Origin of the sequence: Halorubrum sp. Ea1, assembly GCF_002252965.1 — an archaeon.
Taxonomy (GTDB): domain Archaea; phylum Halobacteriota; class Halobacteria; order Halobacteriales; family Haloferacaceae; genus Halorubrum.
The window spans coordinates 59,524-86,163 of record NZ_NHPG01000125.1 but is presented as its reverse complement, the minus strand read 5'-3'; the positions used below and the strand labels follow the sequence as shown (position 1 = coordinate 86,163).

Annotated in this window: 30 protein-coding genes; 15 read left to right on the top strand and 15 right to left on the bottom strand. The window is 69.7% G+C overall.

Features of this window, described 5'->3' with window-relative positions; translation table 11 throughout:
* Window positions 1–252: 252 nt before the first annotated feature.
* On the bottom strand, window positions 253–873 hold the full coding sequence (gene engB / locus DJ73_RS15685; RefSeq protein WP_094522193.1) for a GTP-binding protein EngB: 621 nt from the start codon (window positions 871–873) through the stop codon (window positions 253–255).
* Window positions 874–947: 74 nt separating this feature from the next.
* Complete coding sequence (locus tag DJ73_RS15680; protein WP_094558418.1) at window positions 948–1,658, bottom strand: DUF4013 domain-containing protein; 711 nt, start codon at window positions 1,656–1,658, stop codon at window positions 948–950.
* A 156-nt stretch (window positions 1,659–1,814) separates the two neighbouring features.
* On the opposite strand from DJ73_RS15680, the gene DJ73_RS15675 reads away from it, so the two are divergent.
* A complete protein-coding gene (locus DJ73_RS15675; protein ID WP_094522191.1) occupies window positions 1,815–2,618 on the top strand; it encodes a 5-formyltetrahydrofolate cyclo-ligase in 804 nt (267 codons plus the stop codon).
* A 44-nt stretch (window positions 2,619–2,662) separates the two neighbouring features.
* Here DJ73_RS15675 and DJ73_RS15670 read toward each other — a convergent pair whose 3' ends face one another.
* From DJ73_RS15670 to DJ73_RS15660, 3 genes are all read right to left on the bottom strand, one after another.
* Complete coding sequence (locus tag DJ73_RS15670; RefSeq protein WP_094558417.1) at window positions 2,663–2,866, bottom strand: hypothetical protein; 204 nt, start codon at window positions 2,864–2,866, stop codon at window positions 2,663–2,665.
* A 171-nt stretch (window positions 2,867–3,037) separates the two neighbouring features.
* Entirely contained in the window at window positions 3,038–4,132 is a 1,095-nt protein-coding gene (locus DJ73_RS15665; RefSeq protein WP_094522189.1) for an archaeosine biosynthesis radical SAM protein RaSEA, read from the bottom strand.
* Between the two features lie 92 nt (window positions 4,133–4,224).
* Window positions 4,225–4,632, bottom strand: a complete 408-nt coding sequence (locus DJ73_RS15660; RefSeq protein ID WP_094558416.1) for a VanZ family protein — start codon at window positions 4,630–4,632, stop codon at window positions 4,225–4,227.
* A 305-nt stretch (window positions 4,633–4,937) separates the two neighbouring features.
* Between DJ73_RS15660 and DJ73_RS15655 the strand changes: the two genes are divergently transcribed.
* From DJ73_RS15655 to DJ73_RS15645, 3 genes are all read left to right on the top strand, one after another.
* Window positions 4,938–6,869: an aldehyde ferredoxin oxidoreductase family protein gene (locus tag DJ73_RS15655; RefSeq protein ID WP_094527127.1), complete on the top strand. Its 1,932-nt coding sequence runs from the start codon at window positions 4,938–4,940 to the stop codon at window positions 6,867–6,869.
* A gap of 66 nt (window positions 6,870–6,935) precedes the next feature.
* Complete coding sequence (locus DJ73_RS15650) at window positions 6,936–7,286, top strand: hypothetical protein (RefSeq protein WP_094527120.1); 351 nt, start codon at window positions 6,936–6,938, stop codon at window positions 7,284–7,286.
* A gap of 41 nt (window positions 7,287–7,327) precedes the next feature.
* Window positions 7,328–7,696, top strand: coding sequence for a hypothetical protein (locus tag DJ73_RS15645; RefSeq protein WP_094522186.1), 369 nt, complete (start codon window positions 7,328–7,330; stop codon window positions 7,694–7,696).
* 47 nt (window positions 7,697–7,743) lie between these two features.
* Here DJ73_RS15645 and DJ73_RS15640 read toward each other — a convergent pair whose 3' ends face one another.
* From DJ73_RS15640 to DJ73_RS15620, 4 genes are all read right to left on the bottom strand, one after another.
* A complete protein-coding gene (locus DJ73_RS15640; RefSeq protein WP_094522185.1) occupies window positions 7,744–8,097 on the bottom strand; it encodes an AzlD domain-containing protein in 354 nt (117 codons plus the stop codon).
* Complete coding sequence (locus DJ73_RS15635; RefSeq protein WP_094522194.1) at window positions 8,094–8,723, bottom strand: AzlC family ABC transporter permease; 630 nt, start codon at window positions 8,721–8,723, stop codon at window positions 8,094–8,096. Before DJ73_RS15635 ends, DJ73_RS15640 begins: the two co-directional genes overlap by 4 nt.
* Before the next feature lie 143 nt (window positions 8,724–8,866).
* The gene (locus DJ73_RS15625) at window positions 8,867–9,709 is read right to left on the bottom strand and encodes an RNA methyltransferase (RefSeq protein WP_094558415.1); all 843 of its coding nucleotides are present in this window, start codon (window positions 9,707–9,709) and stop codon (window positions 8,867–8,869) included.
* Window positions 9,706–10,296 (bottom strand): hypothetical protein, encoded by a 591-nt coding sequence (locus tag DJ73_RS15620; protein ID WP_094558414.1) that lies wholly within the window; start codon window positions 10,294–10,296, stop codon window positions 9,706–9,708. The genes DJ73_RS15625 and DJ73_RS15620 overlap by 4 nt, the downstream gene beginning before the upstream one ends.
* 158 nt (window positions 10,297–10,454) lie before the next feature.
* Between DJ73_RS15620 and DJ73_RS15615 the strand changes: the two genes are divergently transcribed.
* Window positions 10,455–11,099, top strand: a complete 645-nt coding sequence (locus DJ73_RS15615; protein ID WP_094558413.1) for a DUF192 domain-containing protein — start codon at window positions 10,455–10,457, stop codon at window positions 11,097–11,099.
* A gap of 6 nt (window positions 11,100–11,105) precedes the next feature.
* Here DJ73_RS15615 and DJ73_RS15610 read toward each other — a convergent pair whose 3' ends face one another.
* A complete protein-coding gene (locus tag DJ73_RS15610; protein ID WP_094522181.1) occupies window positions 11,106–11,336 on the bottom strand; it encodes a hypothetical protein in 231 nt (76 codons plus the stop codon).
* 142 nt (window positions 11,337–11,478) lie between these two features.
* Here DJ73_RS15610 and folP point away from each other — a divergent pair, with 142 nt between their 5' ends.
* Both folP and DJ73_RS15600 read left to right on the top strand, forming a co-directional pair.
* Complete coding sequence (folP, locus tag DJ73_RS15605; protein WP_094522180.1) at window positions 11,479–12,711, top strand: dihydropteroate synthase; 1,233 nt, start codon at window positions 11,479–11,481, stop codon at window positions 12,709–12,711.
* Between the two features lie 174 nt (window positions 12,712–12,885).
* Window positions 12,886–13,590: a 6-hydroxymethylpterin diphosphokinase MptE-like protein gene (locus DJ73_RS15600; RefSeq protein ID WP_094522179.1), complete on the top strand. Its 705-nt coding sequence runs from the start codon at window positions 12,886–12,888 to the stop codon at window positions 13,588–13,590.
* Here the strand turns inward: DJ73_RS15600 and DJ73_RS15595 are convergent.
* On the bottom strand, window positions 13,587–14,372 hold the full coding sequence (locus DJ73_RS15595; protein WP_094522178.1) for a creatininase family protein: 786 nt from the start codon (window positions 14,370–14,372) through the stop codon (window positions 13,587–13,589). The genes DJ73_RS15600 and DJ73_RS15595 overlap by 4 nt on opposite strands.
* Window positions 14,373–14,550: 178 nt before the next feature.
* On the opposite strand from DJ73_RS15595, the gene DJ73_RS15590 reads away from it, so the two are divergent.
* From DJ73_RS15590 to DJ73_RS15560, 7 genes are all read left to right on the top strand, one after another.
* Window positions 14,551–14,958, top strand: a complete 408-nt coding sequence (locus DJ73_RS15590; protein WP_094522177.1) for a nascent polypeptide-associated complex protein — start codon at window positions 14,551–14,553, stop codon at window positions 14,956–14,958.
* 10 nt (window positions 14,959–14,968) lie between these two features.
* A complete protein-coding gene (locus DJ73_RS15585; protein ID WP_094558412.1) occupies window positions 14,969–15,709 on the top strand; it encodes a tRNA (adenine-N1)-methyltransferase in 741 nt (246 codons plus the stop codon).
* A gap of 41 nt (window positions 15,710–15,750) precedes the next feature.
* Entirely contained in the window at window positions 15,751–16,875 is a 1,125-nt protein-coding gene (locus DJ73_RS15580; RefSeq protein WP_094522175.1) for a DUF5821 family protein, read from the top strand.
* 73 nt (window positions 16,876–16,948) lie between these two features.
* On the top strand, window positions 16,949–18,070 hold the full coding sequence (locus tag DJ73_RS15575) for a pyridoxal phosphate-dependent aminotransferase (RefSeq protein ID WP_094522174.1): 1,122 nt from the start codon (window positions 16,949–16,951) through the stop codon (window positions 18,068–18,070).
* Between the two features lie 144 nt (window positions 18,071–18,214).
* Entirely contained in the window at window positions 18,215–19,417 is a 1,203-nt protein-coding gene (locus DJ73_RS15570) for a methionine adenosyltransferase (protein ID WP_094558411.1), read from the top strand.
* A gap of 79 nt (window positions 19,418–19,496) precedes the next feature.
* On the top strand, window positions 19,497–19,949 hold the full coding sequence (locus DJ73_RS15565; RefSeq protein ID WP_094558410.1) for a DUF5804 family protein: 453 nt from the start codon (window positions 19,497–19,499) through the stop codon (window positions 19,947–19,949).
* 404 nt (window positions 19,950–20,353) lie between these two features.
* On the top strand, window positions 20,354–21,097 hold the full coding sequence (locus DJ73_RS15560; RefSeq protein WP_094522171.1) for a ThuA domain-containing protein: 744 nt from the start codon (window positions 20,354–20,356) through the stop codon (window positions 21,095–21,097).
* A gap of 37 nt (window positions 21,098–21,134) precedes the next feature.
* Here DJ73_RS15560 and DJ73_RS15555 read toward each other — a convergent pair whose 3' ends face one another.
* Window positions 21,135–21,803, bottom strand: a complete 669-nt coding sequence (locus DJ73_RS15555) for a helix-turn-helix domain-containing protein (protein ID WP_094522170.1) — start codon at window positions 21,801–21,803, stop codon at window positions 21,135–21,137.
* 84 nt (window positions 21,804–21,887) lie between these two features.
* On the opposite strand from DJ73_RS15555, the gene DJ73_RS15550 reads away from it, so the two are divergent.
* Entirely contained in the window at window positions 21,888–23,543 is a 1,656-nt protein-coding gene (locus DJ73_RS15550; protein WP_094522169.1) for an NADH-quinone oxidoreductase subunit D, read from the top strand.
* 221 nt (window positions 23,544–23,764) lie between these two features.
* On the opposite strand, the gene DJ73_RS15545 is transcribed toward DJ73_RS15550, so the two are convergent.
* From DJ73_RS15545 to pyrB, 3 genes are all read right to left on the bottom strand, one after another.
* Window positions 23,765–24,625: a hypothetical protein gene (locus DJ73_RS15545; protein ID WP_094558409.1), complete on the bottom strand. Its 861-nt coding sequence runs from the start codon at window positions 24,623–24,625 to the stop codon at window positions 23,765–23,767.
* 274 nt (window positions 24,626–24,899) lie between these two features.
* Window positions 24,900–25,358 (bottom strand): aspartate carbamoyltransferase regulatory subunit, encoded by a 459-nt coding sequence (gene pyrI, locus DJ73_RS15540; RefSeq protein ID WP_094522167.1) that lies wholly within the window; start codon window positions 25,356–25,358, stop codon window positions 24,900–24,902.
* Window positions 25,355–26,296, bottom strand: a complete 942-nt coding sequence (gene pyrB, locus DJ73_RS15535; RefSeq protein WP_094527106.1) for an aspartate carbamoyltransferase — start codon at window positions 26,294–26,296, stop codon at window positions 25,355–25,357. Before pyrB ends, pyrI begins: the two co-directional genes overlap by 4 nt.
* Window positions 26,297–26,640 lie beyond the last annotated feature (344 nt).

Genomic DNA, 26,640 nt, shown 5'->3' with positions numbered 1-26,640 from the left:
GTCGCGAGGACGAAGCCCGACGAAGTAAGCACCGCAGTGAGTGAGCGGAGCGAACGAACGAGGAGCGCAACGAGTCGCGCGAGTCGTCGCGACTGGGGCTTTGGAGGTGTTCGTCATCGGCCTCCAAGCAACTGCGTATAGCCGAGCGGCTGGGGCTTTGAGGGCGTTCACTGCCGAGTCGCCAGCATCGATTTATAAACGAACGCGTGCGACCTTCAGAACCGAACTCACGGTCCCGTCCGAAACGACCGATCAGGAGACGAACTTCAGCAGGTCGTCGCGGTTGTGCTCGTGGAAGCGCGTCCGGAGGCACTCCTCCAGCGCCTCGATGTCGCCGCGCTTCGCACACATCGGCGCGATCCGATCGGACCACTGCTGCCACGGCGGGTACAGTCCCAGCCGGTCGCAGATTTCGTCGAGTCGCTCGTCGAGGTCGTCGATCTTGTCGGTCTTGTTGACGGCGACGATGGGCTCGACGCCGACGTCCTCTAGGAAGCCGTACATCTCCACGTCGTGGGGGATGTTCCCGCGCTCGGCGTGGCGGTCGATGATGTCGACGGCGGCCTTCCCGTCCATCACGACGACGCCCGCGAGGATGGAGTCGGCGTTCTCCTCCAGGTAGCGAACGATGTTCGTCTTGATCGCCTCGCGGTGCTCCTCCTCGACGCCGGACATGAACCCGAATCCGGGCAGGTCCGTGAACATGAAGCTCTCGCTGGCCCAGTCGAAGTGGTTCGGCTGCCGGGTGACGCCCGGCTTGCCGCCCGTCGAGAAGTCATGACCCGTGAGCTCGCGCATCAGCGTGGACTTGCCGACGTTCGAGCGCCCCACGAGGACGACCTCGGCGTCGCGGTCCGGCCGGTCTTCGAACATACGCGTACGTGGGCGACTGAGCGGTTTAAAAGGCGCGTCGTCGGCCTCGGCCCGCAACGCCGACCGCGGCGTCCTCAGCGGGCCGTGTCGTCGTCGACCGCGCTCGCCGCGCCCCCGGCCGGCCCGCTTTCGATGCGATCGTTCACGGTCGCGAACGCCGAGCCGAACATCCGGAAGACGGCGACCTGCCCGTAGAACTGGACGAACGGGACGAGCAGGAGGCCGACGACGGTGACGGCCAGCACGGCGGTCGCGATCCAGACGACGACCGCCACGACGATGGGCATGAGCACCGCGACGAGGTACTCGGTACTGAACAGGGCCGGCTTCAGGAGGTCCGCGTCGAACGCGGCCCCCAGCTCCCCGCGGGCCGCGTACGCCGACAGCGCGGCGGGAACGGCGTAGTAGACGAGGAACAACACCGGGATGAACGCCAGCGTCAACAGCAGCCCGACGACGCCGACGAGCGCGCCGGTGTCGCCGCCGATGGCGCCGCCCGCTCCGGACACGACCCCGACGACGACCGCGTACACGACCACCGGGATCACCGTGTACGCGATCGTGATGATCGTCCCGATCAGACCCTTCATCAGCAGGTCGCCCCAGTCCGTGAACTCCGGCGGCACCTCGTCGCCGCCGATCGTCTTCTCCAGAACCCGAACGAGGTAGCCGACGATGATGAACGCCGGGACGACGAGGACCGAGAGGAACCCCAGCACGCCGCCGATGACGATTCGCCCGACCCAGTCGCCCCGTATCGGATACGAGAGCCCGTCTTCTAACATACGCCGAATCAACACCGATCTGATATATAAGACCGACGGTGAGTATCGGCCGATCGACCGATCGACCGGCGGACCGGACCGAATCGCGACCGGCGACGCCTCTCGCCTCGGGTCCGCGTTCGGGGGTTACTTGTCGCCGCGCGCGCTCCCTCTCGCATGGACAAACAGGCCGTCCGCGAGGCCGTCTGGGACGCGTTCGAGGCGGGCGACCAGGCGCGGTTCCCGTTCCCGCCCCACGACCGGATCCCGAACTTCGCCGGGGCGGACGCGGCGTGCGAGCGACTGACCGAGACCGCCGAGTGGGCCGACGCCGCGACGCTCAAGTGCAACCCCGACGCGCCGCAGTTACCGGTCAGGCGCGCGGCGCTCCGCGCCGGCAAGACGGTGTACGTCGCGCAGCCCCGCCTGCGCGATCCGAACCCGTTCCTCCGGCTCGACCCCGACGAACTCGCGGGGTCCGACCACGACGCCACCGACCGGCCGACGGTCGACGACGCCACCACCGTCTCTGGCATCTCGACGCACGGCACGCCGGTCGCGCCCGAGGACGTCCCGCACGTCGACCTCGTGGTCGCCGGCTCGGTCGCGGTGACGACCGACGGCGCGCGGATCGGCAAGGGCGAGGGGTACAGCGACTTGGAGTGGGGCGTGCTCCGCGAGCTCGACGCGGTCACCGACCAGACGACCGTCGCGACCACGGTCCACGAGCTGTCCGTGATCGACGGGCCGGAGTCGGCGCTCGCCGGCGACCTCGGCGACGAGCGCGGCGCCGCCCCGTCACCATCGCTCCCGGCTCCGGACGCGCACGACGTCCCGCTCGACCTGATCGTCACCCCCGAACGGACGGTCCGAACCGAGACGCCCTACGAGCGCCCGTCGGGGATCGACTGGGACGCGCTCGACTCGGAGCGACTGGACGAGATCCCGGTGCTCGCCGAGCGGGCACCGGAGCGAAAATAGGAGGGACTCGGTCGGCCGACCGCGGACCGCTCAGTTCGGATTCCTCAGTCCGCGCGCTTCGGCGACGGCGCGGACCGCTCCGTGCGGTGGTCGGCGACGTGACCGCACTCGGGACAGACGATGGTGCGCTCCTCGCCGTCGCTGACGACGAGCCACCCCTCCGAGACGGGGTTCTGGAAGCTGCACTCCGCACAGAAGAGGACCGACTTCCGGCGGGACGACCGGGGACCGCTGGCGACTGCGTTCATGTATTCCCGTAGTATCCGGACGTATATGGGTCTTGTTCGACCTGATCGTTCGGTATATTCCGATCTGTGAATCAAAAACACGACGCTATTCGATTCAAACCGCTACGATCGTTTCGAGAAGTTGAATAAAACGACCGACGCCGGTCGCCGTCGTTTCCGGTCGATCGGCCCCTACCGCGCCAGCGGCATGTTGTAGCTCGTCTCCGCCGCCATCACGTGCTCCCACGTCGCCTCGCACTCGCAGGAGACCTGGTCGAAGACGCTCGGGTCCTGGCGCTTGTCGAAGTCCTTGACCGCGGTCTGGACGCGGTCGTCGCACTCGCCGCAGTTGTGCGCGCCGCGGTCGGAGCCGTGTCCGACCGGATCGGAGACGACGATGGCGTCGACGTCGGCGGTCTCCTCGAGGACGTGCGCGACCGACCAGAGCCACGGCGGTCGGTAGCCGCCCTCGAAGAACAGCTCGTCGACCATCGTGTAGCGCTGGACGTTCGTCGGGTTCATCGAGACGGTGTGACACCCGTCGACGTCGGCGCAGCGACGGATCGAGTCGATCATGTCGGCGGCGGCCTCCGGCTCCGCGAGGAAGGGCGGCTTCATGAGGAGGTACGCCTTGATCCCCACGTCCGCGTCGAACTCGCCGTCGGCGTCGGCGGCCTCTGCGCAGGCGTCCTCGAAGTCGGCGAAGTCGAAGTACTTGTTCACGCAGTCGTGGCGGACGCGGTCGGTGGCCGTCTCCAGCCCGACGGCCACGTCGGTCGCGATGCCGTGGTCGGCGAAGTCGCCGATCTTCTCCCGGCTCACGAAGTCCGGCAGCGACTCGACCACGATACGGTCCCGGTCCGCGAACGTCTCGGCGATGGCCCGGCGGGTCTCCGCGGGCACCTCGCGCTCGTCGAGGAACGAGCCCGACGTGTAGATCTTGATCAGCTCGGCCGGCGCGTCCGCCTCCTCGCGCTCGTGGTCGAGACACACCTCGATCTGGTTCATCAGGGACTCGTGGGCCACGCTCCCGCCCTCCACGGACTCGGCGACGTAGCCGCACATCGTACAGCCGCCGGCGCGGGCCCAACGACAGCCGCCCGTGTTCAGGATGATCGTGAGGGAGTTCACGACCCCGTCGGGCGTGTTGTCCTCGTCGATCCACACGCGGGTCGGCTGCGTCGGGTCGTACGTCTCCGAGCGCTCGGCGCGGATGTCGCGCATCACGGCGTTGTGCGCGTCCATCCCGCGCCCCTGCTCGTACGCGTCGGGGCTCGGCTTGCTCATTACCGGAGGAAGCGGGCGAGCGCGTAAAGCCGTGTCGTCATCGAGGAACGTGGAGTCCTCCCCGCAGCGACGGAACCCTAGTTACGGCCGGATCATCGTTGCCGGAGCGCGTACCCTCCCACGCCGGCGATCGCGCCGAGCGCGTTGACGGCGACGTCTCCCCGGGCGAACGATCGCCACGGGATCGTCGACTGCACGAGTTCGACCCCGAACCCGAACGCGACCGCCGTGCCGACGGAGACGACCAGTCCACGACGGGTCGCTCCGGTCGTTCGAGCCAGGAGCGCGGCGAGGACCGCGTAGCCGACGAAGTGGAGCGGATCGGTGGGCCCGATCCCGAGCGCGGCGAGCGACGAGACGACTCCGCTCCCGTCTCTGCCCGCGGCCAAGCCGCCGGGTACCGGGACGACCGACGAGAGGAACAGCACGAGCGCGAACGCGCCGGTCTCGATATGCCGGCGAACAGTCGACGCACCCCCGTCCCGATCGGGATCGGCCACGCGGCGTCGTTCTCGCCGGACGTAGTTAGCCGTGCGGAATGGCGGCGACGGAACGGGACCGGATCGGGACGCCCGAACGGCGGTTCCGCGACGGTCCCGTCGAAACCGCTCGATAGCACTCCCGCTGGCACGCGCGTGTGGTCCCGTTTCGAACCCCTCGTCGTCTGCGGATCTCCGGATTGCCAGCCTCGTCGGCGTTTATGTACCACAACGCTCGTGGCCGGGGACCGATGTAACGCATATCGGTTTCGGTCGGAGGTGAACATCTAACACGCTGTGGTACATCTATAATGAACGAGCATTACATGACTGAAATGGGTGGCTACAGAGACAGAGTTGCACAGGTCGATCTCGGCGAGGGAGCGGTCAACTACCACGGGATCGACGAGGAAGACGCGGAGAAGTACATCGGCGCGCGCGGGCTCGGCGTCAAGTACGTCTTCGACGCCGGTCCGGACGTGGATCCGATGGGGCCCGACAACCGGTTGGCCTTCATGACGGGGCCACTCACGGGGACCCAGACCGTGATGAGCGGTCGGATCGCGCTCGTGACGAAGTCCCCGCTGACGGGAACGGTCACCGATTCGCACCACGGCGGCTGGTCCGGTGCCCGACTCAAGTGGGCCGGACTCGACGGGATCCTCCTCGACGGCGAGAGCGAGGACCCCGTCTACCTGTTCGTCGAGGACGGCGAGGTCGAGACGCGCGATGCCTCCCATCTGTGGGGGAAGGGCGTTCACGACACGGTCGACGCTCTCGGCGAGGAGGTCGACGGGTCGGTCGGCAAGAACCTCTCCGTAATGGCTATCGGGCAGGGCGGCGAGAACGGCGTTCGCTACGCCTGCGTGATGAACGAGGACGACCGTGCCTCGGGTCGCGGCGGCACGGGTGCCGTGATGGGCGCGAAGAACGTGAAGGCGGTCGTCGTGAAGAGCGGCACCGACATGCCGAAACCGGCCGACCCCGAGACGTTCCAGGAGGGGTACCAGCAGGCGATGGAGGTCATCCGCGAGTCGGAGGTCACCGCGCCCAACGAGGGCGGGCTCTCGATGTACGGGACGAACGTCCTGATGAACGCGACCGAGGAGATGGACGGTCTCCCGACGAAGAACGCGAAGTACACCTCGACCGAGGCGTACAACGACACCGAGGGGATCGACGTCGACGCCGAGCGCGTCTCCGGCGAGAACGTCCGCGAGAACATCCTCGTCGACGAGCCGACCTGTCACTCCTGCCCGGTCGCCTGCAAGAAGGAGGTCGAGGTCCAGTTCCAGCACAAGGGCGAGGACATGAACGTCCGCACGGAGTCGTACGAGTACGAGTCCGCGTGGGCGCTCGGCCCGAACTCCGGACACACCGACCGCGACGAGATCGCGCTGATGCTCCAGCGCTGTAACGACCTCGGCATCGACACCATCGAGGCCGGCAACATGATGGCGATGGCGATGGAGATGAGCGAAGAGGGCAAACTCGACGGCGTCGGCCACCTCGACTGGGGCGACTCCGAGACGATGGTCGACCTCCTCGACGAGATCGGCCACCGCTCCTCGGACCTCGGCGACCTCCTCGCGGAGGGCCCCGAGCGCGTCGCCGACGCGAAGGACGCCCACGGCAACAAGCTCTCGGTCAAGGGCCAGACGATGGCCGCCTACGACCCGCGCTGCATGAAGGGAATGGGGATCGCGTACGCGACCTCCAACCGCGGCGCGTGCCACCTGCGCGGCTACACGCCGGCCGCCGAGATCCTCGGGATCCCGGAGAAGGTCGACCCGTACGAGTGGGAGGGCAAGGGCGAGCTGACCGCCACCTTCCAGGACCTGCACGCGGTGTCGGACTCGTTCGACATCTGCAAGTTCAGCGCGTTCGCCGAGGGGATCGAGGAGTACGTCCTCCAGTACAACGGTATGACCGGCCGCGACGTCTCCGAGGACGAGCTGTTCGAGGCGGGCGAGCGGGTGTACAACCTCGAACGCTACTTCAACAACCTCGCCGGCTTCGACGGCGCGGACGACACGCTGCCGAACCGCTTCATCGACGGGCACCCGGACGCCATCCCCGGCACGGGCGCCAGCGAGGGCGAGCTCTGCGAGCTCGACGAGATGAAGGCGGAGTACTACGAGACCCGCGGCTGGGTCGACGGCGTCGTCCCCGACGAGAAGCTCGCCGACCTCGGCATCGACATCGGCCCCGGAACCGGCGTCTCCGCCGGCGACTCCGCGGCTCCGGCCGACGACTGAGGACGGTCGCCCCGTCCCTGCCGACCGCCAGCCATTTTTTAGTGTCCCGGGCCGGTAGCGGGGCGCATGGCGCACGACCCGCTCTCGCCCTCCGAGGCCCTCCGCACCCGACTCGGGACGGCCGCCGCGACCGTGGCCCTCCTGACGTTCGTCTACTCGGTCTTGATTCTCGGGCAGATCCTGCTCGGCCTCATCGTCGCGTTCGGACTCACGTTCGGAGCGTACCTCAGTTACCGCACGTTCGCCGTCCTCGACTCGGTCGCCGACGCCGCTCAGCGGTTCGCCGCGGTCAGGGAGCGCGAGGCCGAGCGGGGGTCCCGCTTCGGCCGCGCGACCGATCGCGACGAGTCGGCCGGTGACGGCCTCGGAGACCGCGAGGCGTCTTCGCCCGATCGACTCACCGATCGCGATCGGTAGCGGCGGCCCTTTTAAGTCCTAAGCCGTCCATTCCGCCCGGCATGAACGCCCGTCCCCTCGCGGCGCTCGGCGTCGCGATCACTACGTTCCTCGTCGTCGCCGCCCTTATCACCGAGGCGCTCGCCGCCCGGATCGCGTTCTCGGCGATCGTCGGGCTGCCGGTCGGCATCGCGGCCGGGATCGTCACCGGAGCCGCGACGCGGACGCGGCTCTGGCGCTCGCCGCGGGCGCGACCGGCTCTGCTCGGGATCGCCGCCTTCGGGTACGCGATCCTCGCCGTCGCCGCCGTCTCGTACGCCGTGCCGCCCGCTCGCGGGCTCGTGAGCGTCGCGACCGCGGTCCCGTTCGCCGCGGTCTGCGCCGTCGCGGCCGCCCTTCTCGCGCGGCGTTATCCGGAGCGGATCCGATAAGAGCGCCGGGCGGCGTCCGGGCCGACGGGCGGGCCGGGTCGTGCGCCTCACGCGAAGACGACGAACCGAAACAGCCACAGCACGCCCATCCCGACCGCGATCGTCGCGAACACGTTCTCCGTCCGCCACGCGACGACGCCCGCGACGGCGCCCGCGATCAGCCGCTCGTCGAGGAGGGTCGCGGCGACGGAGGGGCGCAGCGTCACCAGATCGGGGAGCACGAGCGCGGCGAGCACCGCGGGCGGGACGTACCGCAGTGGGCGTTTTACCCGGGCGGGCACCTCGTCGATCCGGCCGAACAGGTGGATGAAGGAGAGCCGGAACCCGTAGGTGGCGATCCCGATGAGGAGGATGGCGACCCAGACGCGCGGGGAGCCCGTGCCGAGGGGCGCGCCGGTCACGCCTCGACCACCTCCGTCGCGAGGCCGACGGCGATCCCCGTGACCGCGCCGACGAGCAGTCCGAGGTTCAGCGGGAGGCCGGCCGCGACGACGGCGACCGCGCCGGCCGCGACGCCGGCGGCGGTCGTCGGTCGGTCCTTCATCGCGGGGACGAGCAGCGCGAGGAAGACGAGCGGCACCGCGAACGTGAGCCCCCACGCGTCGGGGACGCCGGCGCCGACCACGACGCCGACGACCGTGCCGATCTGCCAGACGACCCACAGCGACGCGGCCGCGCCGAGGTAGTACCGCCAGCGGCTCCGGGCGGAGTTCTCCTCGAACTCCGCGACCGAGATGGCGTACGCCTGGTCGGTGAGCACGTACGCGAGGCCGGCCCGGAGCCGGCGCCCGTACTCGGCGAAGTACGGCGCGATTGAGGCCGAGTACATCACCATCCGGACGTTGATCACGACCGCCGTCCCGACGACGACCGCGAGGGGGGCGTTCGATCCGAGGAGGTCCAGCGCGGCGAGCTGGGAGGCGCCGGCGAACACGATCACGGACATGCCGACCGCCTCCGCCAGCCCGAGGCCGGCGTCGACGGCGGCGATGCCCGCGACGAGCGCGAACGGGACGATACCGAGCATGAGCGGCGACACGTCGCGCACGCCGGCCCAGAGGTCGCCGGCGGCGTCGTCGCTGGCGGCGTCGTCCTCGGTGGCGTCGCCGCCGGCCGCGTCGCCGTCGACGGTGTCGCCCTCGACGTCGTCGGTGAGCTCTCCCTCCACGGTCACTCCCGGGGGTAGACCGGCTCGTCGTACTTCGCGGCGAGGTGATCCGCGTGCTCCAGCTTCGCGTTCGCCTTGCGGAACGTGCCGAGCAGCGAGTGGACCTCCCGTTCGGTCGGGTGCGCGCGCCCGAGTAGCCGGCGCATCAGCAGCGCGTTCTTCTCGCGGACGTGCTCGCGCTGGCCGGTCGCCGCGAGGAAGTCGCCGAAGAACTCGTGGAAGCGCTCCACGTCGCCCTCGGGGGCCCGCGTGACCGCCGTGTCCGGGAGCTGCGTCTCGTCGACGGTGAGCTCGCGGAGCTCGTACAGGAGTACGGTCGCGGCCTGTCCGAGGTTCAGGACGGGGTAGTCGTCGTCCGCGGGGATCGAGCACACCTCGTCGAGCCGCGAGAGCTCCTCGTTGTTGAGCCCGCGGCCCTCGCGACCGAACACGATCGCGGTCGGCGCGTCGACGGCCCGCAGCGACTCCCGGAGCTCGGCCGGCGTCTTGAACGGGAACCGCTCGTGGCTCCGGTCGTCCTCGCCGGTGATCGCGGTGGTGCCGACCGTGTGGTAGTTCGCCACGACCTCGTCGAACGTGACCGTGTCCGCGTTCGGAAGCACGTCCTCGCGGGCGTGGCCGGCGAAGCCGTACGCCTCGCCGTCCTCCGTCAGCTCCGGCGGGTCGACCAGCTTGAGGTCCGAGAGGCCGAAGTTCTTCATCGCCCGAGCGATGGTGCCGACGTTGCCGGGCGTCTCCGGCTCGACGACGACGACCACCGGCTCGCGGCGGGTGGATCGAGCGCGGTCGTCGCTCTCGGCATCGGCGTCGCCCTCGGCCACCGCGTCCTCGTCCGCGCCGCTCATCGGTTCGACGGGTAGTCGGTCGAGAGGTCGACGTCCTCGAACTCGTCTTCGTCCAGTTCGTCGTCGGCGTCCCCCTCGTCGTCTTTCCCGGCGAGTTCGAGGATGTCGATCCGGTCGCCCTCGAAGTCCTGCTCGACGCGTTCTTGGATCTCCTCTTGATCCGGCAGGTCCGGGAGCCCGTCGGGGTCCTCCTCGACGTGCTCGACGGAGCCGTACCCGTCCGGGGCCTCGTTGCCGGCCGCGACCCACTCGTGGAAGCGGTCGCCGAACTCCAGGCCGCCGGCGTGCTCGCTCCCGCCCGCTTCGCGGTACCAGTAGATCAGTTCGGGCTCGTGTTCGGGGCAGAGCAGCACCTCGCCGTTGGGCTCCCCGTAGACGATCTCGGCCTGGTTACAGCGGTGGATCTCGCTTTCGCCGTGTTCGAGGTAACAGACGTCGCACGGCTCCTCGACGAGCGAGACGAGCCTGAAGAGCCGCTCTCGGGGCCCTTCGGGGATCTCGTCGAGCGGCTTGAGCTCGCTGTCGTCGGTGAATATCTCCTCCTCGTCGAACCGCCATCCGCGGAGGCCGACGCTCACTTTCGCCATGCGAGCGCCTAGACGAGGCGCGGATAAAAGCGCGTCCTTCCCGGGACGAGCGCGTCGTTCCGGCCTCGGCGCCCTCGCGCGGGACCGCTCGACGACGCGCTCGAACGCTCGCCGTTCCCGCCGCGAGGCATATACGCGAGCGACTCGTACCCCGCCCGATGCGACGCCGGGACCTGCTGGCCGCGATGGGCGCCGGCTCGGTCGGGGGATTCGCCGGCTGTGCCGGCGTCGGACCGACCGCGAGCGACGGGGAAGCCGACGGCGAGCGCGACGGGAACGCCGACGACAGCGACGGGAAGGCCGACGAGCGCGACGGGAACGCCGACGACAGCGACGGGAAGGCCGACGAGAGCGACGGGGACGGCGACGGCGCGGATCGGGCCGCCGAGTGGCCGTCCGGCGCCTACGCCGACTACGACGTGACTCTCGTCGAGGCCCGCACCCCCGACGGCGACCGCCTCGGGAGGGTGACCGCCGCGATCGCCGAGACGGGCGAGCAGCGGTTCCTCGGCCTCAGCGACGCCGAGACGCTCCCCGAGGACGCCGGCATGCTGTTCGTCTTCCCGGCGCCGCGGGAGGACCTGACGTTCGTGATGCGCGAGATGTCGTTCGGGATCGACATCGTCTACGCCGACGCCGAGGGGACGATCGTCGAGATCCACAACGCGCCGGAACCGGGACCGAACGAGGACGGGAGCGAGCAGACGTATCCGGGGTCCGGCCGGTACGTGCTGGAAGTCCCGTATAAGTGGACCGACCGAAACGGCGTCGCGGTCGGGGACGTCTTGACGTTCGAGCTGTGACCCCGCTCAGCGAGACCGCTCGCTCATCGCCGGCTCGATCGACTTCAGTTCCGACGTTCGAGCGACGTTCACCGCGAGCACGACAGTCATGACGGCGAACAGCGCCACGAGCGAGAGGGCGAAGACGGTCACCCCGACCGTCATGACCAGTTGGCTTCCGAGCAGTTCGCCCCCCATCGTCGCGAGGAGGGCGACTATCGCGAGTCCGAGCAGTCGATCTTCGGATTTCGTGTCCATACGCGTGCTTCGTGCCGGAGGGCAATAACGCGTGTCCGACGGCTGCCGTCATGTCTCACACTGACACGTGTCTCCGCTCGCTTGCGACCCGTTGCCATCCCTCACTCGCCCCGTTTATGATGCTCGCGCCCGTGGTACTGTTATGCGAACTGTGGACGCCGCGGGACTCGGAATCGGCGACGATCACCCGCCCCGGATCATGGGCGTGCTCAACGTCTCTTCGGAGTCGCCGTACGACCCGAGCGTGTACGACGACCCGGGCGAGGCGGCCGAGTACGTCGACGAGGAGCTGATCGGGGAGGGCGCCGACATCGTCGACGTGGGACTGGAGTCCGCCAACAAGGACCTCGACGTGCTCTCGGCCGACCAGGAGCTTGACCGGCTCGACACCGCGGTCGAGACGATGGAGTCGACCTCCGGCGACGCCGTCTGGTCGATCGAGACCCGGTATCACGAGGTCGCTGACGAGGCGCTCTCGCGCGGCTTCGACATGGTCAACGACATCTGCGGGTTCGCCGACCCCGAGATGCCTCGCGTCTGCCGCGAGCACGACGCCGCCGTCTCGAAGATGGCCTCGCCGCCGGACCTGGAGCGCCCGGGCGCCATCGAGGACGTCGACGACATCTACGAGGCGCTCTCGATGAACGGCCTCACCGACAAGACGATCCTCGACCCCGCCTTCGGCGGATGGTCCGAGGCGAAGACCCACGCCGACGACCGCGAGACGCTCCGCCGCTTACGGGAGTTCAGGGGGTACGGCCGGCCGCTGCTCGTCTCGATCAACCGCAAGAGCTTCTTGAAAACGATCGCCGGCCGGACCACCGAGGAGGCGCTCCCCGTCTCGCTGGCGGCCACGTCGATGGCGGTCGAGCGCGGCGCGCACGTGATCCGCACGCACGACGTCGCGGAGACCCGCGACGCGGCGCTCGTCGGCGCCGAGTTCGCCCGGGACCGAGTCCGGTCGGGACGCGACGCCGGCGACGTCGCCGTCGAGGAACTCGACGTGACGACCGCGCGGGAGGCGGAGCGCCACCTCGACCGGCTCGGCGCCGACCCCGCCGCCGCGGGCGACGCGGCCGTTCGAACGTACGAACTCGACGGCCTCCCGGAGCCGGCCGTCGGGGCGCTCCGGGCCGCGACCGCGGGAGCCGAGGGCGTCGACGGAGCGGTCTTCGCGCTCCCGGCCGCGGCCGACGCCGCCGCCGCCGCCCCGCACTCCGCGACCGACGGCGGCGTACCCGACGCCGACGGGACCGGATCCACGGGACTTCTGATCTGTACGCCGACCGCGCTCTCAGCGGTCACGGCCGCGGTTTCCGGCGTGTCAGTCGCGCTCGATACCGCGCTCGAAACGATAGACGCCGGCTGGAAGTAAGAGAAAGTTTATGCCGTCGTGCAGACAACCAATCGACCGGACGCCGGAGGGGCACGCGGGTAGGGGTACTCTGTGCTACTCCGGCCCATACCATATTCCACCCCGCCAGCGGCGGCGCTGCGCGGCGCCGGGGCGGGCCGACCGATCCGCCCGCCCGAACACGGGGGAGCGAGCGTGAACTTCGAGACGTTCGAGCCGGTCTACGAGGCGATCCTCGCGGACTTCGGCTTCGAGCGGGCCGACGACGAGCGCGCCCGCGACGTCGCCGCCGGGCTGGCGACCCCCTTCCCGCTCGACCGCCTCGGCGACTGGCGCGGCGCGACGGTCGCGGTCGCCGGCGCGGCGCCGAGACTCGCCGACGATGTCGACCTCGCCCGCGGCGCCGACGTCGTCGTCGCCGCCTCGACCGCCGCCGACGTCCTCCGGGAGCGGGGCGTCGCGGTCGACTGCATGGTGACCGACCTCGACAAGAACCCGGAGACGGCGGCCGCGTTGACGCGCGAGGGCGTGCCGGTCGCCGCCCACGCCCACGGCGACAACCTCCCCGCGGTCCGGAAGTGGCTCCCTCGGTTCGACGACGAGTGGACGCTGGCGACGACGCAGGCGGCGCCGACGGGAGTCGTCGTCAACACCGGCGGATTCACCGACGGCGACCGCGCCGCCTTCCTCGCCGACCACGTCGGTGCCGGCCGTCTGGTCTTTCCGGGGTGGGAGTTCGACGACCCGGACGTCGGCCCGATGAAGGCGCGGAAGCTGGACTGGGCCGCTCGCCTGCTGCGGTGGCTCGAACGTCGTCGCGGCGAGCAGTTCGACGTTCTCGACGGACGGCGGGAGGAGGCGGACGCCGCGCTCGACTCGGTGCTGCCCGGCCGCGACTAGTACGGCGACGACTCGACGCGGGCTTTCGGCAGCAGCTCCTCGCGGTCGCGCGCCTCCAGCCACTCCACGAGCCGTACGAGCTGGTCGGTCGCCGCCTCGAACAGCCGCGCCGCCTTCTCGGGCGTCACGTCGGTCGGGTCGCCGAAGGCGCCGTTCGCGGAGTTGTCGACCGAGTCGAAGAACGTCCGGGCGCCGTGGACCATCGCGTCCGACTCCTCGAGGTGGACGAGCCCGTCGTCGCGGGCGTTCTCGAACTGGTCCTCGCGGACGAGCTCGGGGGCGATGTGGGTGATCATGGCGGTCTCCTTCGGCCCCGCGTGCGGGCCGTTGTGCTCGAACAGCTCGTCGACGAGCTCCGGGATCGACTCGTCCCACATCCACTCCAACGCGTACGTCGTCCCGTCCTCGTGGAGTCGGCGCGCGACCTCGCGGAGGTGCTGGACGTTGCCGCCGTGGGCGTTCACGTAGACTACCCGGTCGATCCCGTGGTACGCGAGGTTGCGGGTGAACCCCTCGACGTAGTCCCGGAACTCCGGCGGGTCGACCCACATCGTCCCCGGGAACTGCCGGTGGTGCGGGCTGACGCCCACGTCGACCGTCGGCGTGCGGACGACGCCGGTCTCCTCGGCGGCCGCGCTCGCGAGCGCCTCGGCGATGAGGTGGTCGGTCGCGAGCGGGAGGTGCGGGCCGTGCTGTTCGGTGGAGCCGAGGGGAACGAGCGCCACGGACTCGTCCGACAGCTTCGCCCCGAGCTCCGGCCAGGTCCGGTCGGCGAGATACATACCCGCAGGTGGTGTTCGGGACGTATGAACCCAGTCGTCCCGGCGCCGTTCGCCGTCTCGTGCGCGGCCCCCGCGGCGGCCGGCTCGGCGTCCGTCGCGACGGCCGCGGTCCGCCGGTCGAGGAGGGGGGCGTCCCGTGTCGCCACCCTTTTTGTGTCGTCCGGCCGAACTCGCTGGTATGTTCGGAGGAGGCGGCATGAACCCGCGGAAGATGAAACAGATGATGAAACAGATGGGGATCGACGTCGAGGAGCTCGACGCCGAGCGGGTCGTCATCGAGACGGCCGACGGCGACCTCGTCTTCGACGGCGCCCAAGTCACCAAGATGGACGCGCAGGGCCAGGAGACCTACCAGATCGTCGGCTCCCCGGAAGAGGTCGCCGACGCGGGCGCGGGCGGCCCCTCGGCGGTCGAGGGCGGATCCGCCAGCGCGGCCGACGAGACCGACGAGGCCGCCGACGTCGGTATCCCCGACGAGGACGTGGCGCTGGTCGCCGAGCGCGCGGGCGTCCCGCAGTCGACGGCCCGCGAGGCGCTCGAGGACAACGACGGCGACCTCGCCGCCGCCATCGCGGAGCTGGAGTGACCGGTTCGACGTGACCGACGCCGCGTACCTCCTCGTTCACGAGGATCGGGAGTACCTGCTGGAGCCCGGCGAGGAGTTCGGCACCGACCTCGGCGTGCTCGAGGTCCCCGAGGACGTCGAGGGCGGGGACACGGTCGAGACGCACCTCGGCACCGCCTTCGCGGTCCGCGAGCTCCGCGGGCCGGACCTGTTCAACCACCTCGAACGAACCGGTGCCCCGATGATGCCCCGCGACGTGGGGCTCGTCATGGGCCACACCGGTGCGTCCGGCGGCGACCGCGTCCTCGACGCCGGCACCGGGTCGGGGATCCTCGCCGCCTACCTCGGCCGGGCCGGCGCCGACGTGACCACCTACGAGATCGACGCCGAGTTCGCCGACGTCGCCCGCGCCAACATGGCGACCGCGGGGGTCACCGACCGCGTCGAGGTCCGCACCGGCGACCTCACCGAGGAGCTGGACGCGCTCGCCGAGGGCGCGCCGTTCGACGCGCTCACGCTCGACACCGGCGACGCGCCGGCCGTCGTCGAGCGCGCCGACGAACTGCTCGTCTCCGGCGGCTGTCTCGCCGTCTACTCCCCGTTCGTCGAGGGTACCCGCGAGGCGGCCCTCGCCGCTCGTGATGTCGGTCTCGACGGTATCGAGACGCTGGAGACGATCCAGCGCGAGATGGACTTCTCGGAGCGCGGCTCGCGCCCCTCCACCGCGGGCGTCGGCCACACCGGCTACCTCGTCTTCGCGCGAGCGCCCTGAGCCGGCGCAACGTTCTTTCCGGTCCCGACGCACCGGTCCGTATGGCTCCCTCGACGGGCGGCGACGGCGCCGCCGCTGGCGACGACAGCGCCGCCGCCGCCGCCACCGGCGGCGACCCCCCGACCGAGCCATCCGAGGTCGCCGTCGCGATCGACGAGTACGGCGACGCGCTCGCGGGCTCGATCGAGTCGGCGCTCGCGGGGCGGTCCGGCGTCGTCGCCGTCGGCGTCCCGCTCGGGCTCCTTCCGTCTGTCCTCGCGGCTCGGAGCCGTACCGCCGACGGCGAGCCGTGGCGGGTCGCCTGTCGCCCCGGCGCGGTCGACGCGCTCGAGAGGGCGTTCGTCCTCGGCACCGCCGTGGCCGAGTCGGTCACGGAGGGATCGATCGAGTTGCGGACGCTCACCGGCGAGGCCGTCTCCGCCGGCGACGCCTCGGCGGCCGAGACCGCACCGCGTTCGCTCGTGTTCGCGACGCCGGACCGCGTCGACGCCGTCGCCGGCCCCCGCGCGGACCGGACGCTCGTCTCCGAGACGGGCGACGCGACCGCCGCCGCGCGCGGCGCCGCATCGGCTCGGTTCGAGGCGGCGGCGCCCGCGCCCGTCGGGATGCCCTCGCGTACCCGGCTGCTGGCCGCGGCGCGCGGAGTCCTCGACGACCGCTTCGCGGACGACGTCGCCGCGGTCCTCGACGCGCTCGACTACGGGGCGGTCGGCCGAGTCGGGACCGTCACGGATCGGGCCCTGTTCGTCGCGCTGGCGGCCCGACACGACCATCTGTTCCGGGACCTCCGCCGATGGATCGACGGCGAGTGGAGCACCGGCGACGAATCCGGGAGCGCCGGAAACGAACCCGGAAGCGCCGGGATCGGCGCCGACGGGGTCGGTCCCGACGGCGGCCGCGTCGCGATCGCGCCCGGTCAGGAGCTCACGGACGACCGCCGGGCGCTCGTGGAGCGGAAGCTGATCGAGTCGATCAAGATGCCGATGGGGCCGGGGCGCCCCCAGTTCCGTCTCAGGGCGGTCGACGAGGCGCTCCTCCGGGCCGAGCCGACCGAGGTGCTCAGCGTGCTCCGCGGGCGGTTCGCGCTCCCGCTCGACGAGGACGGCACGCTCTACCGCGGTCCCGGCGAGGAGAGCCGTCGACCGGTGTGGGACCGGCGGCGGTGACCGCCGGCCGCGCCTCCCCGTCGAGAGCGCGGACGTGACAAGAACTAACTCCCGGCGGCGCCCCCGAACGGATATGCCGAACTTCTCCGACAGGGTCGAGCGGATCTCCATCAGCGGGATCCGCGAGGTGTTCGAGGCGGCCGGCGACGACGCGATCAACCTCGGGCTCGGACAGCCCGACTTCCCGACGCCGGCGCACGCGCGTCGGGCGGCCGTCGACGCGATCGAGGACGGGAAGGCGGACGCCTACACAGAGAACAAGGGGATCCGGTCGCTCCGGGAGGCGATCGCGGAGAAGCACCGGGGGGACCAGGGGATCGACTTAGACCCCGCGAACGTGATCGCCACCGCGGGCGGGAGCGAGGCGCTCCACGTCGCGATGGAGGCGCACGTGAGCGCTGGCGACGAGGTCGTGATCCCGGACCCGGGGTTCGTCTCCTACGACGCCCTCACGAAGCTCGCGGGCGGCGAGCCCGTCCCCGCGCCGCTGCGCGACGACCTCACGATCGACCCGGCCGCGATCGAGGCGGCGATCACCGACGACACCGCCGCGTTCGTGGTGAACTCGCCCGGCAACCCCACCGGCGCGGTATCCTCCGAGGCGGACGTGCGCGAGTTCGCGCGGATCGCGGACGAGCACGACGTGCTCTGTATCTCCGACGAGGTGTACGAGTACACCGTCTTCGACGGCGAGCACTACTCGCCGATGGAGTTCGCGGAGACGGACAGCGTCGTCGTCGTCAACTCCGCCTCGAAGCTGTTCTCGATGACGGGCTGGCGGCTCGGCTGGGTGTACGGCTCGGACGAGCGCGTGGAGCGCATGCTGCGCGTCCACCAGTACGCGCAGGCCTGCGCGTCGGCCCCGGCCCAGTACGCGGCGGAGGGCGCGCTCCGCGGCGACCGCGGGATCGTCGACGAGATGACGGCCTCCTTCGAACGCCGCCGCGACCTGCTCCTGGAGGGGTTCGACGAGATCGGCCTCGACTGCCCGACCCCGCAGGGCGCCTTCTACGCGATGCCACGCGTTCCCGAGGGGTTCGTCGACGAGTGCATCGACCGCGGGGTGATCGTCGTCCCGGGCGAGGCGTTCGGCGAACACGGCCGCGGCCACGCCCGGATCTCGTACGCGACCGACGAGAGCGAACTCCGCGAGGCGCTGGACGCGATGGGCGAGGCGTACGAGGCGGTCCGCTGAGCGCCGACGAGAGAGCGCGGTCGCTCGGTCGGACGGCCGGGGGCGAAGTAGCGTCAACATCTGCCAAACAATTACCTCGAAGCATTACCCGGGCGCGGGAGGTTTCCGCAAGTTATACTGCGACCCACGGAGTACCGAGAGGTAATGGACCGGAACATTCAGGTCAGCCGCCTCGACCGGCGGGCCGTCGAGGACCAGGAGGTCGAGATCGTCGAGCGGAAGGGTATCGGACACCCTGACTCGATCTGCGACGGCGTCGCGGAGTCGGTGTCGCGGGCGCTCTCGCAGCTCTACTTGGACCGCGTCGGCAAGGTGCTCCACTACAACACGGACGAGACGCAGCTCGTCGCCGGCCGCGCCGCCCCCGCGTACGGCGGCGGCGAGGTCGTCGAGCCGATCTACCTGCTCATCGTCGGCCGCGCCACGAAGGAGTACGAGGGCGAGCAGCTCCCCGTCGACTCGACCGCGCTGGCGGCCGCCCGCGACTACCTCGCCGAGGCCATCCCGGAGTTGGAGTACGGAACGGACGTCGTCGTCGACGTCAAACTCGGCGAGGGCTCGGGCGACCTCCAGGACGTCTTCGGCGAGGAGACCCAGCAGGTGCCGATGGCGAACGACACCTCCTTCGGCGTCGGTCACGCCCCGCTCACGGAGACGGAGACGATCGTCCACGAGGCCGAGCGAGCGCTCAACGGCCGGTATCACGACGAGCACCCCGAGCTCGGCCCCGACGTGAAGATCATGGGCAAGCGCGAGGGCGACCGGATCGACATCACGGTCGCGGCCGCGATGGTCGACCGGTACGTGGACGGGCTGGACGCGTACGACGACGCCGTCAACGACGTGCGCGAGTTCGTCACCGGGCTCGCTCAGGACCACACCGACCGCGAGGTCCACGTCGACGTGAACACCGCTGACGACTACGACGAGGGGTCGGTGTACCTCACCGTCACCGGCACCTCGGCCGAGCAGGGCGACGACGGGTCAGTCGGGCGCGGGAACCGCGCGAACGGGCTCATCACTCCGAACCGGCCGATGTCGATGGAGGCGACCTCCGGCAAGAACCCCGTCAACCACATCGGGAAGATATACAACCTCCTGTCGACGCGGATCGCCGAGTCGGTCACCGACGAGGTCGACGGGATCCGCGACCTGCAGGTGCGCCTGCTCTCGCAGATCGGCCGCCCGATCGACGAGCCGCACGTCGCCGACGCGCAGCTCGTCACCGAGGAGGGGGTCGCGCTCGGCGACATCGAGGCGGAGGTCCTGACGATCGTCGACCGAGAACTGGCCGACGTCACCGACGTGGCCCGGAGCGTCATCGACGGCGACGTCTCGACGTTCTGAGCGGCGGGACCGGAGGGTCGCTCCGCCTCGCCCCCCGACGACCGCAACCGATTTGAGGAGCCGGCGAGACCGATAGCGTGTGACGCGGGTGTGTCTCCTCGGCGATCCGGACGTCAACCTCACCTACGAGCTGCTGTCTCGCGAGACCGCCAGGGACGCGCTCGCGACGTACGACATCGAGGAGCCGTTCGCGAACAGCCTCGCCGTCGACACCGTGAGCCTCGGCGCCGCGGTCGCGCTGTTGAACGACCTCAACTGGTACCTCGTGCGCTTCGTCGACGAGGCGCTCGTCCGCGAGCCGTCGATTTCGACCGACGAGTGGCTCTCCCGCGGCCTCGCCCGCGAGGTCCGCGACGGCGCCGTCCCGCCCGAGGAGACCGACCAGCGCCTGAAGGTGTTCGGACTCGTGGACGGCCGGCCGGTCGAGCCGCTGTACGTCCGCCGGAAACAGGGCGAGACGCCCGAGTACGACCTCCGCGACGTGGAGGAGACGGTCGTCGTCCGGGTGAGCGAGTCCGAGTTCTCGGGATAATCGGTTGTCGGTTATTTATATACTACTTGAGTGACCGCTACCGAGCCTCTGACCGACTGTTTATAAATCGGGATCGACGGGTCGACGGAGAACACCTCCAAAGCCCCGGCCGCGAGACGGGCGCACGCTCGCTGCGGTCCTCGGTCGCTCGCGATGCTCGCTCCCTGCGGTCCTTGCTTCGCCTGCCCCCGTCTCGCGGCCGCCCCTTCGAGTCCCGCCCCGTCTCGCACGGCAACCGCACCTCACGCCTCCCCAGCCTCGCCGCTCGCGCCTTATAAAGGCGCTCGCGGCGTCCCTCGCACGCGCTCTTCGCGCCCTTCGGGCGCTCAGAGGCGCGCGCCGCCGCTTCAATCGTTTTCGCTCCGGATACGATCCTACAAGTCGATTCGGGGAGCAGGAACGATATGGCACGCGTCACGGTCTGGAACGAGTACCGCCACGAGCGCGAGAGCGACGTCGTCGCCGACCTCTACCCCGACGGGATCCACGCGGTTCTCGCGGAGGTCTTCGAGGAGGCGGGCCACGACGTCCGCACCGCTACCCTCGACGAGGGCCCCGACCACGGCCTCACCGAGGAGGTCTTAAACGACACCGACGTGCTCACGTGGTGGGGCCACGCCGCCCACGACGAGGTGCGCGACGAGGTCGTCGACCGCGTTCACGAGCGCGTGCTCGACGGGATGGGACTCCTCGTGCTCCACTCCGCGCACTACTCGAAGATTTTCAAGCGGCTCATGGGCACCAGCTGTTCGCTGAAGTGGCGGGAGGCCGCCGAGACGGAGCGGCTCTGGACGATCGAGCCGGGCCATCCGATCGCCGACGGGATCGGCGAGTACATCGAGGTCGAGGAGGCGGAGATGTACGGCGAGCGGTTCGATATCCCGGCGCCCGACACGCTCGTCTTCAACTCCTGGTTCGCCGGCGGCGAGACGTTCCGCTCCGGCTGCTGTTACCGCCGCGGCAACGGGAAGGTGTTCTACTTCCGCCCGGGCCACGAGACGTACCCGGTCTACTACAACGACGACGTCCGACGGGTGCTCCGGAACGCGGTCGACTGGGCGGAACCGGGTGACGGTCCGAACCCGGAGTTCGGCAACGCCGACCCGATCGAAGCGATCGACACGAGCGACGACCGGACGGTTCACTAGCGGCGGTACGCGGGCCGCTCACAGCGGCCTCTCGGCCTCACGGCACGTCGCGAAGCTCCATGAACGCGGTCATCACGGCCGATTCGGCCTTCCTGAGGTGTTCCGACGCAGTGCTCGGAGCGGCGTCGATCCGCTCGGCGACCGCCTCGACGGTCGCCCTCCGCGGGGACTCGTAGTAGCCGCACTCCACGGCGGCCGCGAGGGCGTCGAACTGCCGGTCGGTCAGTCCCGGGTCGAAGAGGTCCTGCCGCCAGTCGTACTCGCCGATCCGGAGGACCGTGGTCTCGATCCGGTCGGGGAGATCCGCGAGCGCGTCGCCTAGCGGCCCCTGTGTCCCGATGAGCGTCAGCCGAGCGACCCCGTTCGGGCGGAAGTCGACCGGGGGGACGACGACCACGCCGGTCCGCTGGAGCGGGCCGAACATCGCCTCGTCGACCGCGTCGCGTCGCTGCGTGAGAAAGACGTAGTGGCCCGTCTCGTCGATCCGGGTGACCTCGAACTCCCGGATCCGGTCGACTGACCGAAGAGCGTCGGTGTACACGTCGATGTCGCCCTCCACGTAGAACAGGAACGTGTCGTCCGGTTCGTCGAGGACCGTTCCGTGGAGGAGCACGTCCCGATCCACCGCGTCCGACTCGTCGATCAGCCGGTGTATCGGATGGATGAGGTCAGGCGGATATCTGAGTTCGATCCGGAGATACTTCACGCCAGGCGATGGCGACGGTGAGGTTATAAAAACCCGCACTGAGCCGGCAGAAGCGTCGGGTCCTCCGGCCGCGTTCGTTGGAGTATGTCGACCGACGCGCTGACCGAACGGAAGGACGCCGACGCGGAGGGTGACCCGTTCTCGTCGATCCGTGAACTGGTCACGGCACGCGAGACGCACCTGAACGCGCCCGCCGCTCGGATTCGCCCGGACGCGGTTCAAGCGGCGCTCTCGAGGCTGAAATCGGAAGCCGGATTCGACCACCTCGCCTGCGTCACCGCGCAGGAGTACGAGAACCGGTACGAGTCGATCTACCACCTCCGATCGTTCGATGACCCGACTCGGGAGGTCGGCGTCGTCGTCCCCGCAGACAAGGACGACCCGGTCTCTGAGTCGGCCGAGCCCGTATTCCGCACCGCCGACTGGCACGAGCGGGAGGCGTACGACCTCGTCGGGATCCGGTACGACGACCACCCCGACCACCGGCGGATCCTCCTGCCCGAGACGTGGCAGGGCCACCCCCTCTCGATGGGGTACGACCAGGACCGCCCGCAGATCGCGGCGCTGTCCGAGAACGAGCCCGTCGAACCCGGATCGTCCGCGGCGACCGGGAGCGACACGATGCTCCTTAACATCGGACCGCACCACCCGGCGACCCACGGCGTCCTCCACCTGCAAGTCACGCTCGACGGGGAGGACGTCGTCGGCGTGGAGCCGGACATCGGCTACATCCATCGCTGCGAGGAGCAGATGGCCCAGTCCGGGACGTACCGCCATCAGATCATGCCGTACCCCGACCGCTGGGACTGGGGCGGTGGCGGCCTGCTGAACGAGTGGGCGTACGCCCGCGCGGCCGAGGACCTCGCCGATATCGAGGTGCCGGAGTACGCGCAGGTCATCCGGACGATGGGCGCCGAGTGCAGCCGGATCCTCTCGCACATGCTGGCGATGGGCGCGTACGCGCTCGACGTGATCGGCGACTTCACCGCGACGTTCATGTACGCGATCCAGGAGCGCGAACGGGTCCAGGACGTCTTAGAGGACCTGACGGGCCAGCGGCTGATGTTCAATTACTTCCGGCTCGGCGGCGTCGCCTGGGACCTCCCCGAACCCCGCGAGGAGTTCTTCTCGACGGTGCGGACGTTCCTCGACGGCCTCCCGCGTCGGCTGGAGGAGTACCACGACCTCCTCACTCGCAACGAGATCCTCCAGTTGCGCACGGTCGACACCGGCGTTCTCCCCCCGGAGGTCGCGAAGGAGTACGGCTGCACGGGGCCCGTGCTCCGCGGGTCGGGCGTCGACTACGACCTGCGCCGCGACGACCCGTACGGCTACTACGACGACCTCGACTGGGACGTCGTCACCGAAGACGGCTGCGACAACTACAGTCGCCTGCTCGTCCGGATGCGCGAAGTCGAGGAGTCCGCGAAGATCGTCGAGCAGTGCGTCGACCTGCTCGAGGACTGGCCAGAAGACGAGCGGACGGTTCAGGCGAACGTGCCCCGCACGCTCCGACCGGACGACGACACGGAGATCTATCGCGCTGTCGAGGCCGCCAAGGGCGAGCTCGGCATCTACATTCGCGCGGACGGCACCGACGAGCCCGCCCGCTTCAAGATCCGCGGGCCCTCCTTCTCGAACCTCCAAGCGCTTCCCGAGATGGCCGACGGCGAGGCGATTCCGGACCTGATCGCGTCGCTGGGGAGCTTAGACACGATCATGGGCGAAGTCGACCGGTGAGTCGCCGCTGTCTCGGACGAGCCGGCGGCTCACGACTGTAGGACGACCGCCGCTACGGCGCGGACGTTGAAAGGCGACCGCCTCGCGCGAACGCGAGACGACCGGTGTGTCGCACGCCGGCGGCCGGTCGAGTAGGTGTCGGCCGCGACGGTATATAAACCCTCCTTCACAGAGCCGCCGGGACGAGGCGCTCGCGAGGCGCCCCCGAATCGCCGTCGCGATCAGTCCGGCCGGTGGACCTCGCCGTCGCGTCCGTCCGCGTCTTTCCGGCGGAGCGCGGCGGCCGCGTTGTTGGCGTCGTACCCGAAGAAGACGTCCTTCGCGTACGTCTCGGCGACCTCGGTCGCGTGGATCAGGTCGTCGACGGCGACGTCGACCGCGTACAGCTCCAGCGAGAACGGCGTCTCCGGCGGCGCGCCGTGGACGTCGTAGTCGCCGCCGAGCCGCGTCCGGAAGCCGCGGGCGATCGCCTCCAGCCAGTAGGTCGTCGCGTACTCGGTGTCGTACAGCGGGACGACGAACTCGTCGACGTGGTCGGCGAGTCGATCGAGGTCCAGGCCGGCGCGCGCTCTGAGGTGGCCTGGATACGGGTCGGGGTACAGCGTGAGCAGCACGCGGCCGGGGACCAGTTCGGCGGCGTCGGCGACGAACCCGGTGATGACGTCGGCGCGCCAGTCGCTCCAGCGCTCGCGGTCGCTCTCGGCGAACAGCCGCTCGCAGCGGTCGCAGCGACAGAACCCCTCGCGCGGGAACCCCACGTCGTCGAGGCGCACGTCGTCGCTCTCGGCGGCGCAGTCCTCGATTATCTCCAGCAGACCCTCGCGGTACTCCGGGTGCGTCGGGCAGATGTACGCCCAGTCGAAGTAGTCGCGGTCGCGGGTCGCCGGCTCGCCGCGCTCGTCGACGGGGACGAGGTCCGGGTTCTCGCCGGCAGCGGCGTTGTCTCCGAAACACGACACCATGTTCACCGCGTTCGGGAGCGGCGCGGCCGACCGCCCCGTGACGTCTTTCACCTCGTAGAAGCCGAGGTCGAACGGCTCCATCTTGACCTCGTCGGCGTTGCGCGTGACGACCCCGTACATACCCGTTGCTACGCGATTGCGGGGTAAAAACGGCGGGCATCCGCCCGCGGGGATCGGTCGGAGTCGGTGCGCGGTCGCGCCGCTCGCTATTCGACGGTCACCGGCTCCTTGTCGCCGGCGAACAGGAAGTACGCGAGCGTGACGAGCGACAGGACCAGAACGAGCTTCAGTTTCTTGCTCATGTCCGACGCATCGAGCGGCGGGCGCTAAAACCTACCGGAGCGTCGGACGGACCGGGTGGCCGACGGCCGAAAACCACCCCACCTCGCTCGGGTCAGACGTCGATGTGGTCGGCGATGTCGGCGCGCAGGATCGTCGAGCAGTAGTCGCAGCGGACGCCGTCGGCGACGACGTCGAACCGGGTGTCGACCGGCTCGTCGGCGTTCGTGATGCAGTTCCGGTTCGGACACGAGAGCACGCCGGTCACCGTGTCGGGACGCGTCACGCGGTTCTTCTCGACGACCTCGAAGTCCCGGACGATGTTGATCGTCGCCTCGGGGGCGATGAGCGAGAGCACGTCGACCTCGGACTGCGAGAGCTCCCGTTCCTCGACCTTCACGATGTCCTTGCGGCCGAGCCGGTCAGAGGGGACGTTCATCCCGACGGAGACGCCGAACCCCTCGGAGCCGTCGATCCCGAGGATCGCCAGCACGTTGAGCGCCTGCCCGCCCTCGACGTGGTCGATCACGGTCCCGTCGCGGATCTTCGAGACGCGGAGCTCGTGGTCGCTCATCGGCCCACCTCCGTTCCCTCGGCGGCCTCCGCGTTCTGCATGAGGGTGTCGAGCAGCGCCATCCGCACCGGGATCCCGTTGTGCGCCTGTTCGAAGTAGCGAGCGTGGTCCGTCTCGTCGACGTCGGGCGCGATCTCGTCGACGCGCGGGAGCGGGTGCATGACGGTGAGGTCGTCGGCGGCGTCTTCGAGCGTCTCGGCGTCGATCTGGTACTCGCCGGCGACGCGGTGGTACTCGTTCTCGTCGGGGAACCGCTCCTTCTGGATCCGGGTGACGTACAGCACGTCGAGCTCGCCGAGCACGGTCTCGAGGTCGGTGTGCTCGCGCACCTGCGCGCCGGTCTCGTGGAGGTCGAACCGGACCGACCGCGGGAGCCGCAGCGACTCGGGGCTGATGAAGTGCTGGTTGGCGTCGAACTCCGTGAGCGCGGCCGCCAGCGAGTGGACCGTGCGGCCGTACTTCAGGTCGCCCATGATCCCGACCGTGAGGTCGTCGAGCCCGTGGTTCTCGCGGATGGTGTGGAGGTCGAGGAGGGTCTGGGAGGGGTGTTGGCCGGCGCCGTCGCCGGCGTTGACGACGGGGACGGAGACGTGCTCGGCGGCCAGCTTCGCGGCGCCCTCGCTCGGGTGCCGGAGGACGAGCGCGTCGGCGTAGCCCTCGATGACGCGGACGGTGTCGGAGAGCGACTCTCCCTTCGACACCGACGAGGAGTCGACATCGCCCATGTCGACGGTGTTCATGCCGAGCCGTTTGGCCGCGCTGTCGAAGCTCATCCGGGTCCGCGTGCTCGGCTCGAAGAAGCAGAGCGCGAGCACCCGCCCGGCGTGCCGGTCCGCGAAGGCGGCGGGGTCGTCGGCGACCTCCCGGGCCCGGTCGAGCACCGCCTCGATGTCATCCCGCGAGAGCTGTGTCGCGGTGATGAGGTGGTCCTGACGCATCGTCGGAGAAGGGGGTCGGCAGTATCTTGAATCCCTCGGCTCGGCCCGCCAATTCGGTGATCACGAAAGTGGACACCGCCGTCAGCGCCGGTTTCGAGATACGTAATGTCGGCTCAGTTTCACGAATGCGCCGGTGTCTCACGTATCGTCGGGCGCTACGAATCGCACTGACCAATTCATTTCGGGACGTTTTATTCTGCAATCATACTCTAAATATTTGTAAATAAACATAACGCTCGCTCAAATATTGCGCAAACCCAAACCATACAGTAGAGGTGTTTCAGCCGGAATAATTTCGTTTCTAAGCGACTGTAGTAATATGTTAAATATTAAATATGAATAGT

What these genes read in the sequence shown, in the direction of transcription:
- DJ73_RS15675 (WP_094522191.1), top strand. Translation starts at nt 1,815, where the DNA reads ATGGACAAACAGGCCGTCCGCGAGGCCGTCTGGGACGCGTTCGAGGCG.
- DJ73_RS15560 (WP_094522171.1), top strand. Translation starts at nt 20,354, where the DNA reads ATGGCACGCGTCACGGTCTGGAACGAGTACCGCCACGAGCGCGAGAGC.
- DJ73_RS15620 (WP_094558414.1), bottom strand. Translation starts at nt 10,296, where the DNA reads ATGGCGAAAGTGAGCGTCGGCCTCCGCGGATGGCGGTTCGACGAGGAG.
- DJ73_RS15625 (WP_094558415.1), bottom strand. Translation starts at nt 9,709, where the DNA reads ATGAGCGGCGCGGACGAGGACGCGGTGGCCGAGGGCGACGCCGATGCC.
- DJ73_RS15575 (WP_094522174.1), top strand. Translation starts at nt 16,949, where the DNA reads ATGCCGAACTTCTCCGACAGGGTCGAGCGGATCTCCATCAGCGGGATC.
- DJ73_RS15595 (WP_094522178.1), bottom strand. Translation starts at nt 14,372, where the DNA reads ATGTATCTCGCCGACCGGACCTGGCCGGAGCTCGGGGCGAAGCTGTCG.
- DJ73_RS15615 (WP_094558413.1), top strand. Translation starts at nt 10,455, where the DNA reads ATGCGACGCCGGGACCTGCTGGCCGCGATGGGCGCCGGCTCGGTCGGG.
- engB (WP_094522193.1), bottom strand. Translation starts at nt 873, where the DNA reads ATGTTCGAAGACCGGCCGGACCGCGACGCCGAGGTCGTCCTCGTGGGG.
- DJ73_RS15550 (WP_094522169.1), top strand. Translation starts at nt 21,888, where the DNA reads ATGTCGACCGACGCGCTGACCGAACGGAAGGACGCCGACGCGGAGGGT.
- DJ73_RS15610 (WP_094522181.1), bottom strand. Translation starts at nt 11,336, where the DNA reads ATGGACACGAAATCCGAAGATCGACTGCTCGGACTCGCGATAGTCGCC.
- DJ73_RS15655 (WP_094527127.1), top strand. Translation starts at nt 4,938, where the DNA reads ATGACTGAAATGGGTGGCTACAGAGACAGAGTTGCACAGGTCGATCTC.
- DJ73_RS15635 (WP_094522194.1), bottom strand. Translation starts at nt 8,723, where the DNA reads ATGCTCGGTATCGTCCCGTTCGCGCTCGTCGCGGGCATCGCCGCCGTC.
- DJ73_RS15665 (WP_094522189.1), bottom strand. Translation starts at nt 4,132, where the DNA reads ATGAGCAAGCCGAGCCCCGACGCGTACGAGCAGGGGCGCGGGATGGAC.
- DJ73_RS15670 (WP_094558417.1), bottom strand. Translation starts at nt 2,866, where the DNA reads ATGAACGCAGTCGCCAGCGGTCCCCGGTCGTCCCGCCGGAAGTCGGTC.
- DJ73_RS15590 (WP_094522177.1), top strand. Translation starts at nt 14,551, where the DNA reads ATGTTCGGAGGAGGCGGCATGAACCCGCGGAAGATGAAACAGATGATG.
- pyrB (WP_094527106.1), bottom strand. Translation starts at nt 26,296, where the DNA reads ATGCGTCAGGACCACCTCATCACCGCGACACAGCTCTCGCGGGATGAC.
- DJ73_RS15650 (WP_094527120.1), top strand. Translation starts at nt 6,936, where the DNA reads ATGGCGCACGACCCGCTCTCGCCCTCCGAGGCCCTCCGCACCCGACTC.
- DJ73_RS15545 (WP_094558409.1), bottom strand. Translation starts at nt 24,625, where the DNA reads ATGTACGGGGTCGTCACGCGCAACGCCGACGAGGTCAAGATGGAGCCG.
- DJ73_RS15680 (WP_094558418.1), bottom strand. Translation starts at nt 1,658, where the DNA reads ATGTTAGAAGACGGGCTCTCGTATCCGATACGGGGCGACTGGGTCGGG.
- DJ73_RS15580 (WP_094522175.1), top strand. Translation starts at nt 15,751, where the DNA reads ATGGCTCCCTCGACGGGCGGCGACGGCGCCGCCGCTGGCGACGACAGC.
- folP (WP_094522180.1), top strand. Translation starts at nt 11,479, where the DNA reads ATGCGAACTGTGGACGCCGCGGGACTCGGAATCGGCGACGATCACCCG.
- DJ73_RS15645 (WP_094522186.1), top strand. Translation starts at nt 7,328, where the DNA reads ATGAACGCCCGTCCCCTCGCGGCGCTCGGCGTCGCGATCACTACGTTC.
- pyrI (WP_094522167.1), bottom strand. Translation starts at nt 25,358, where the DNA reads ATGAGCGACCACGAGCTCCGCGTCTCGAAGATCCGCGACGGGACCGTG.
- DJ73_RS15570 (WP_094558411.1), top strand. Translation starts at nt 18,215, where the DNA reads ATGGACCGGAACATTCAGGTCAGCCGCCTCGACCGGCGGGCCGTCGAG.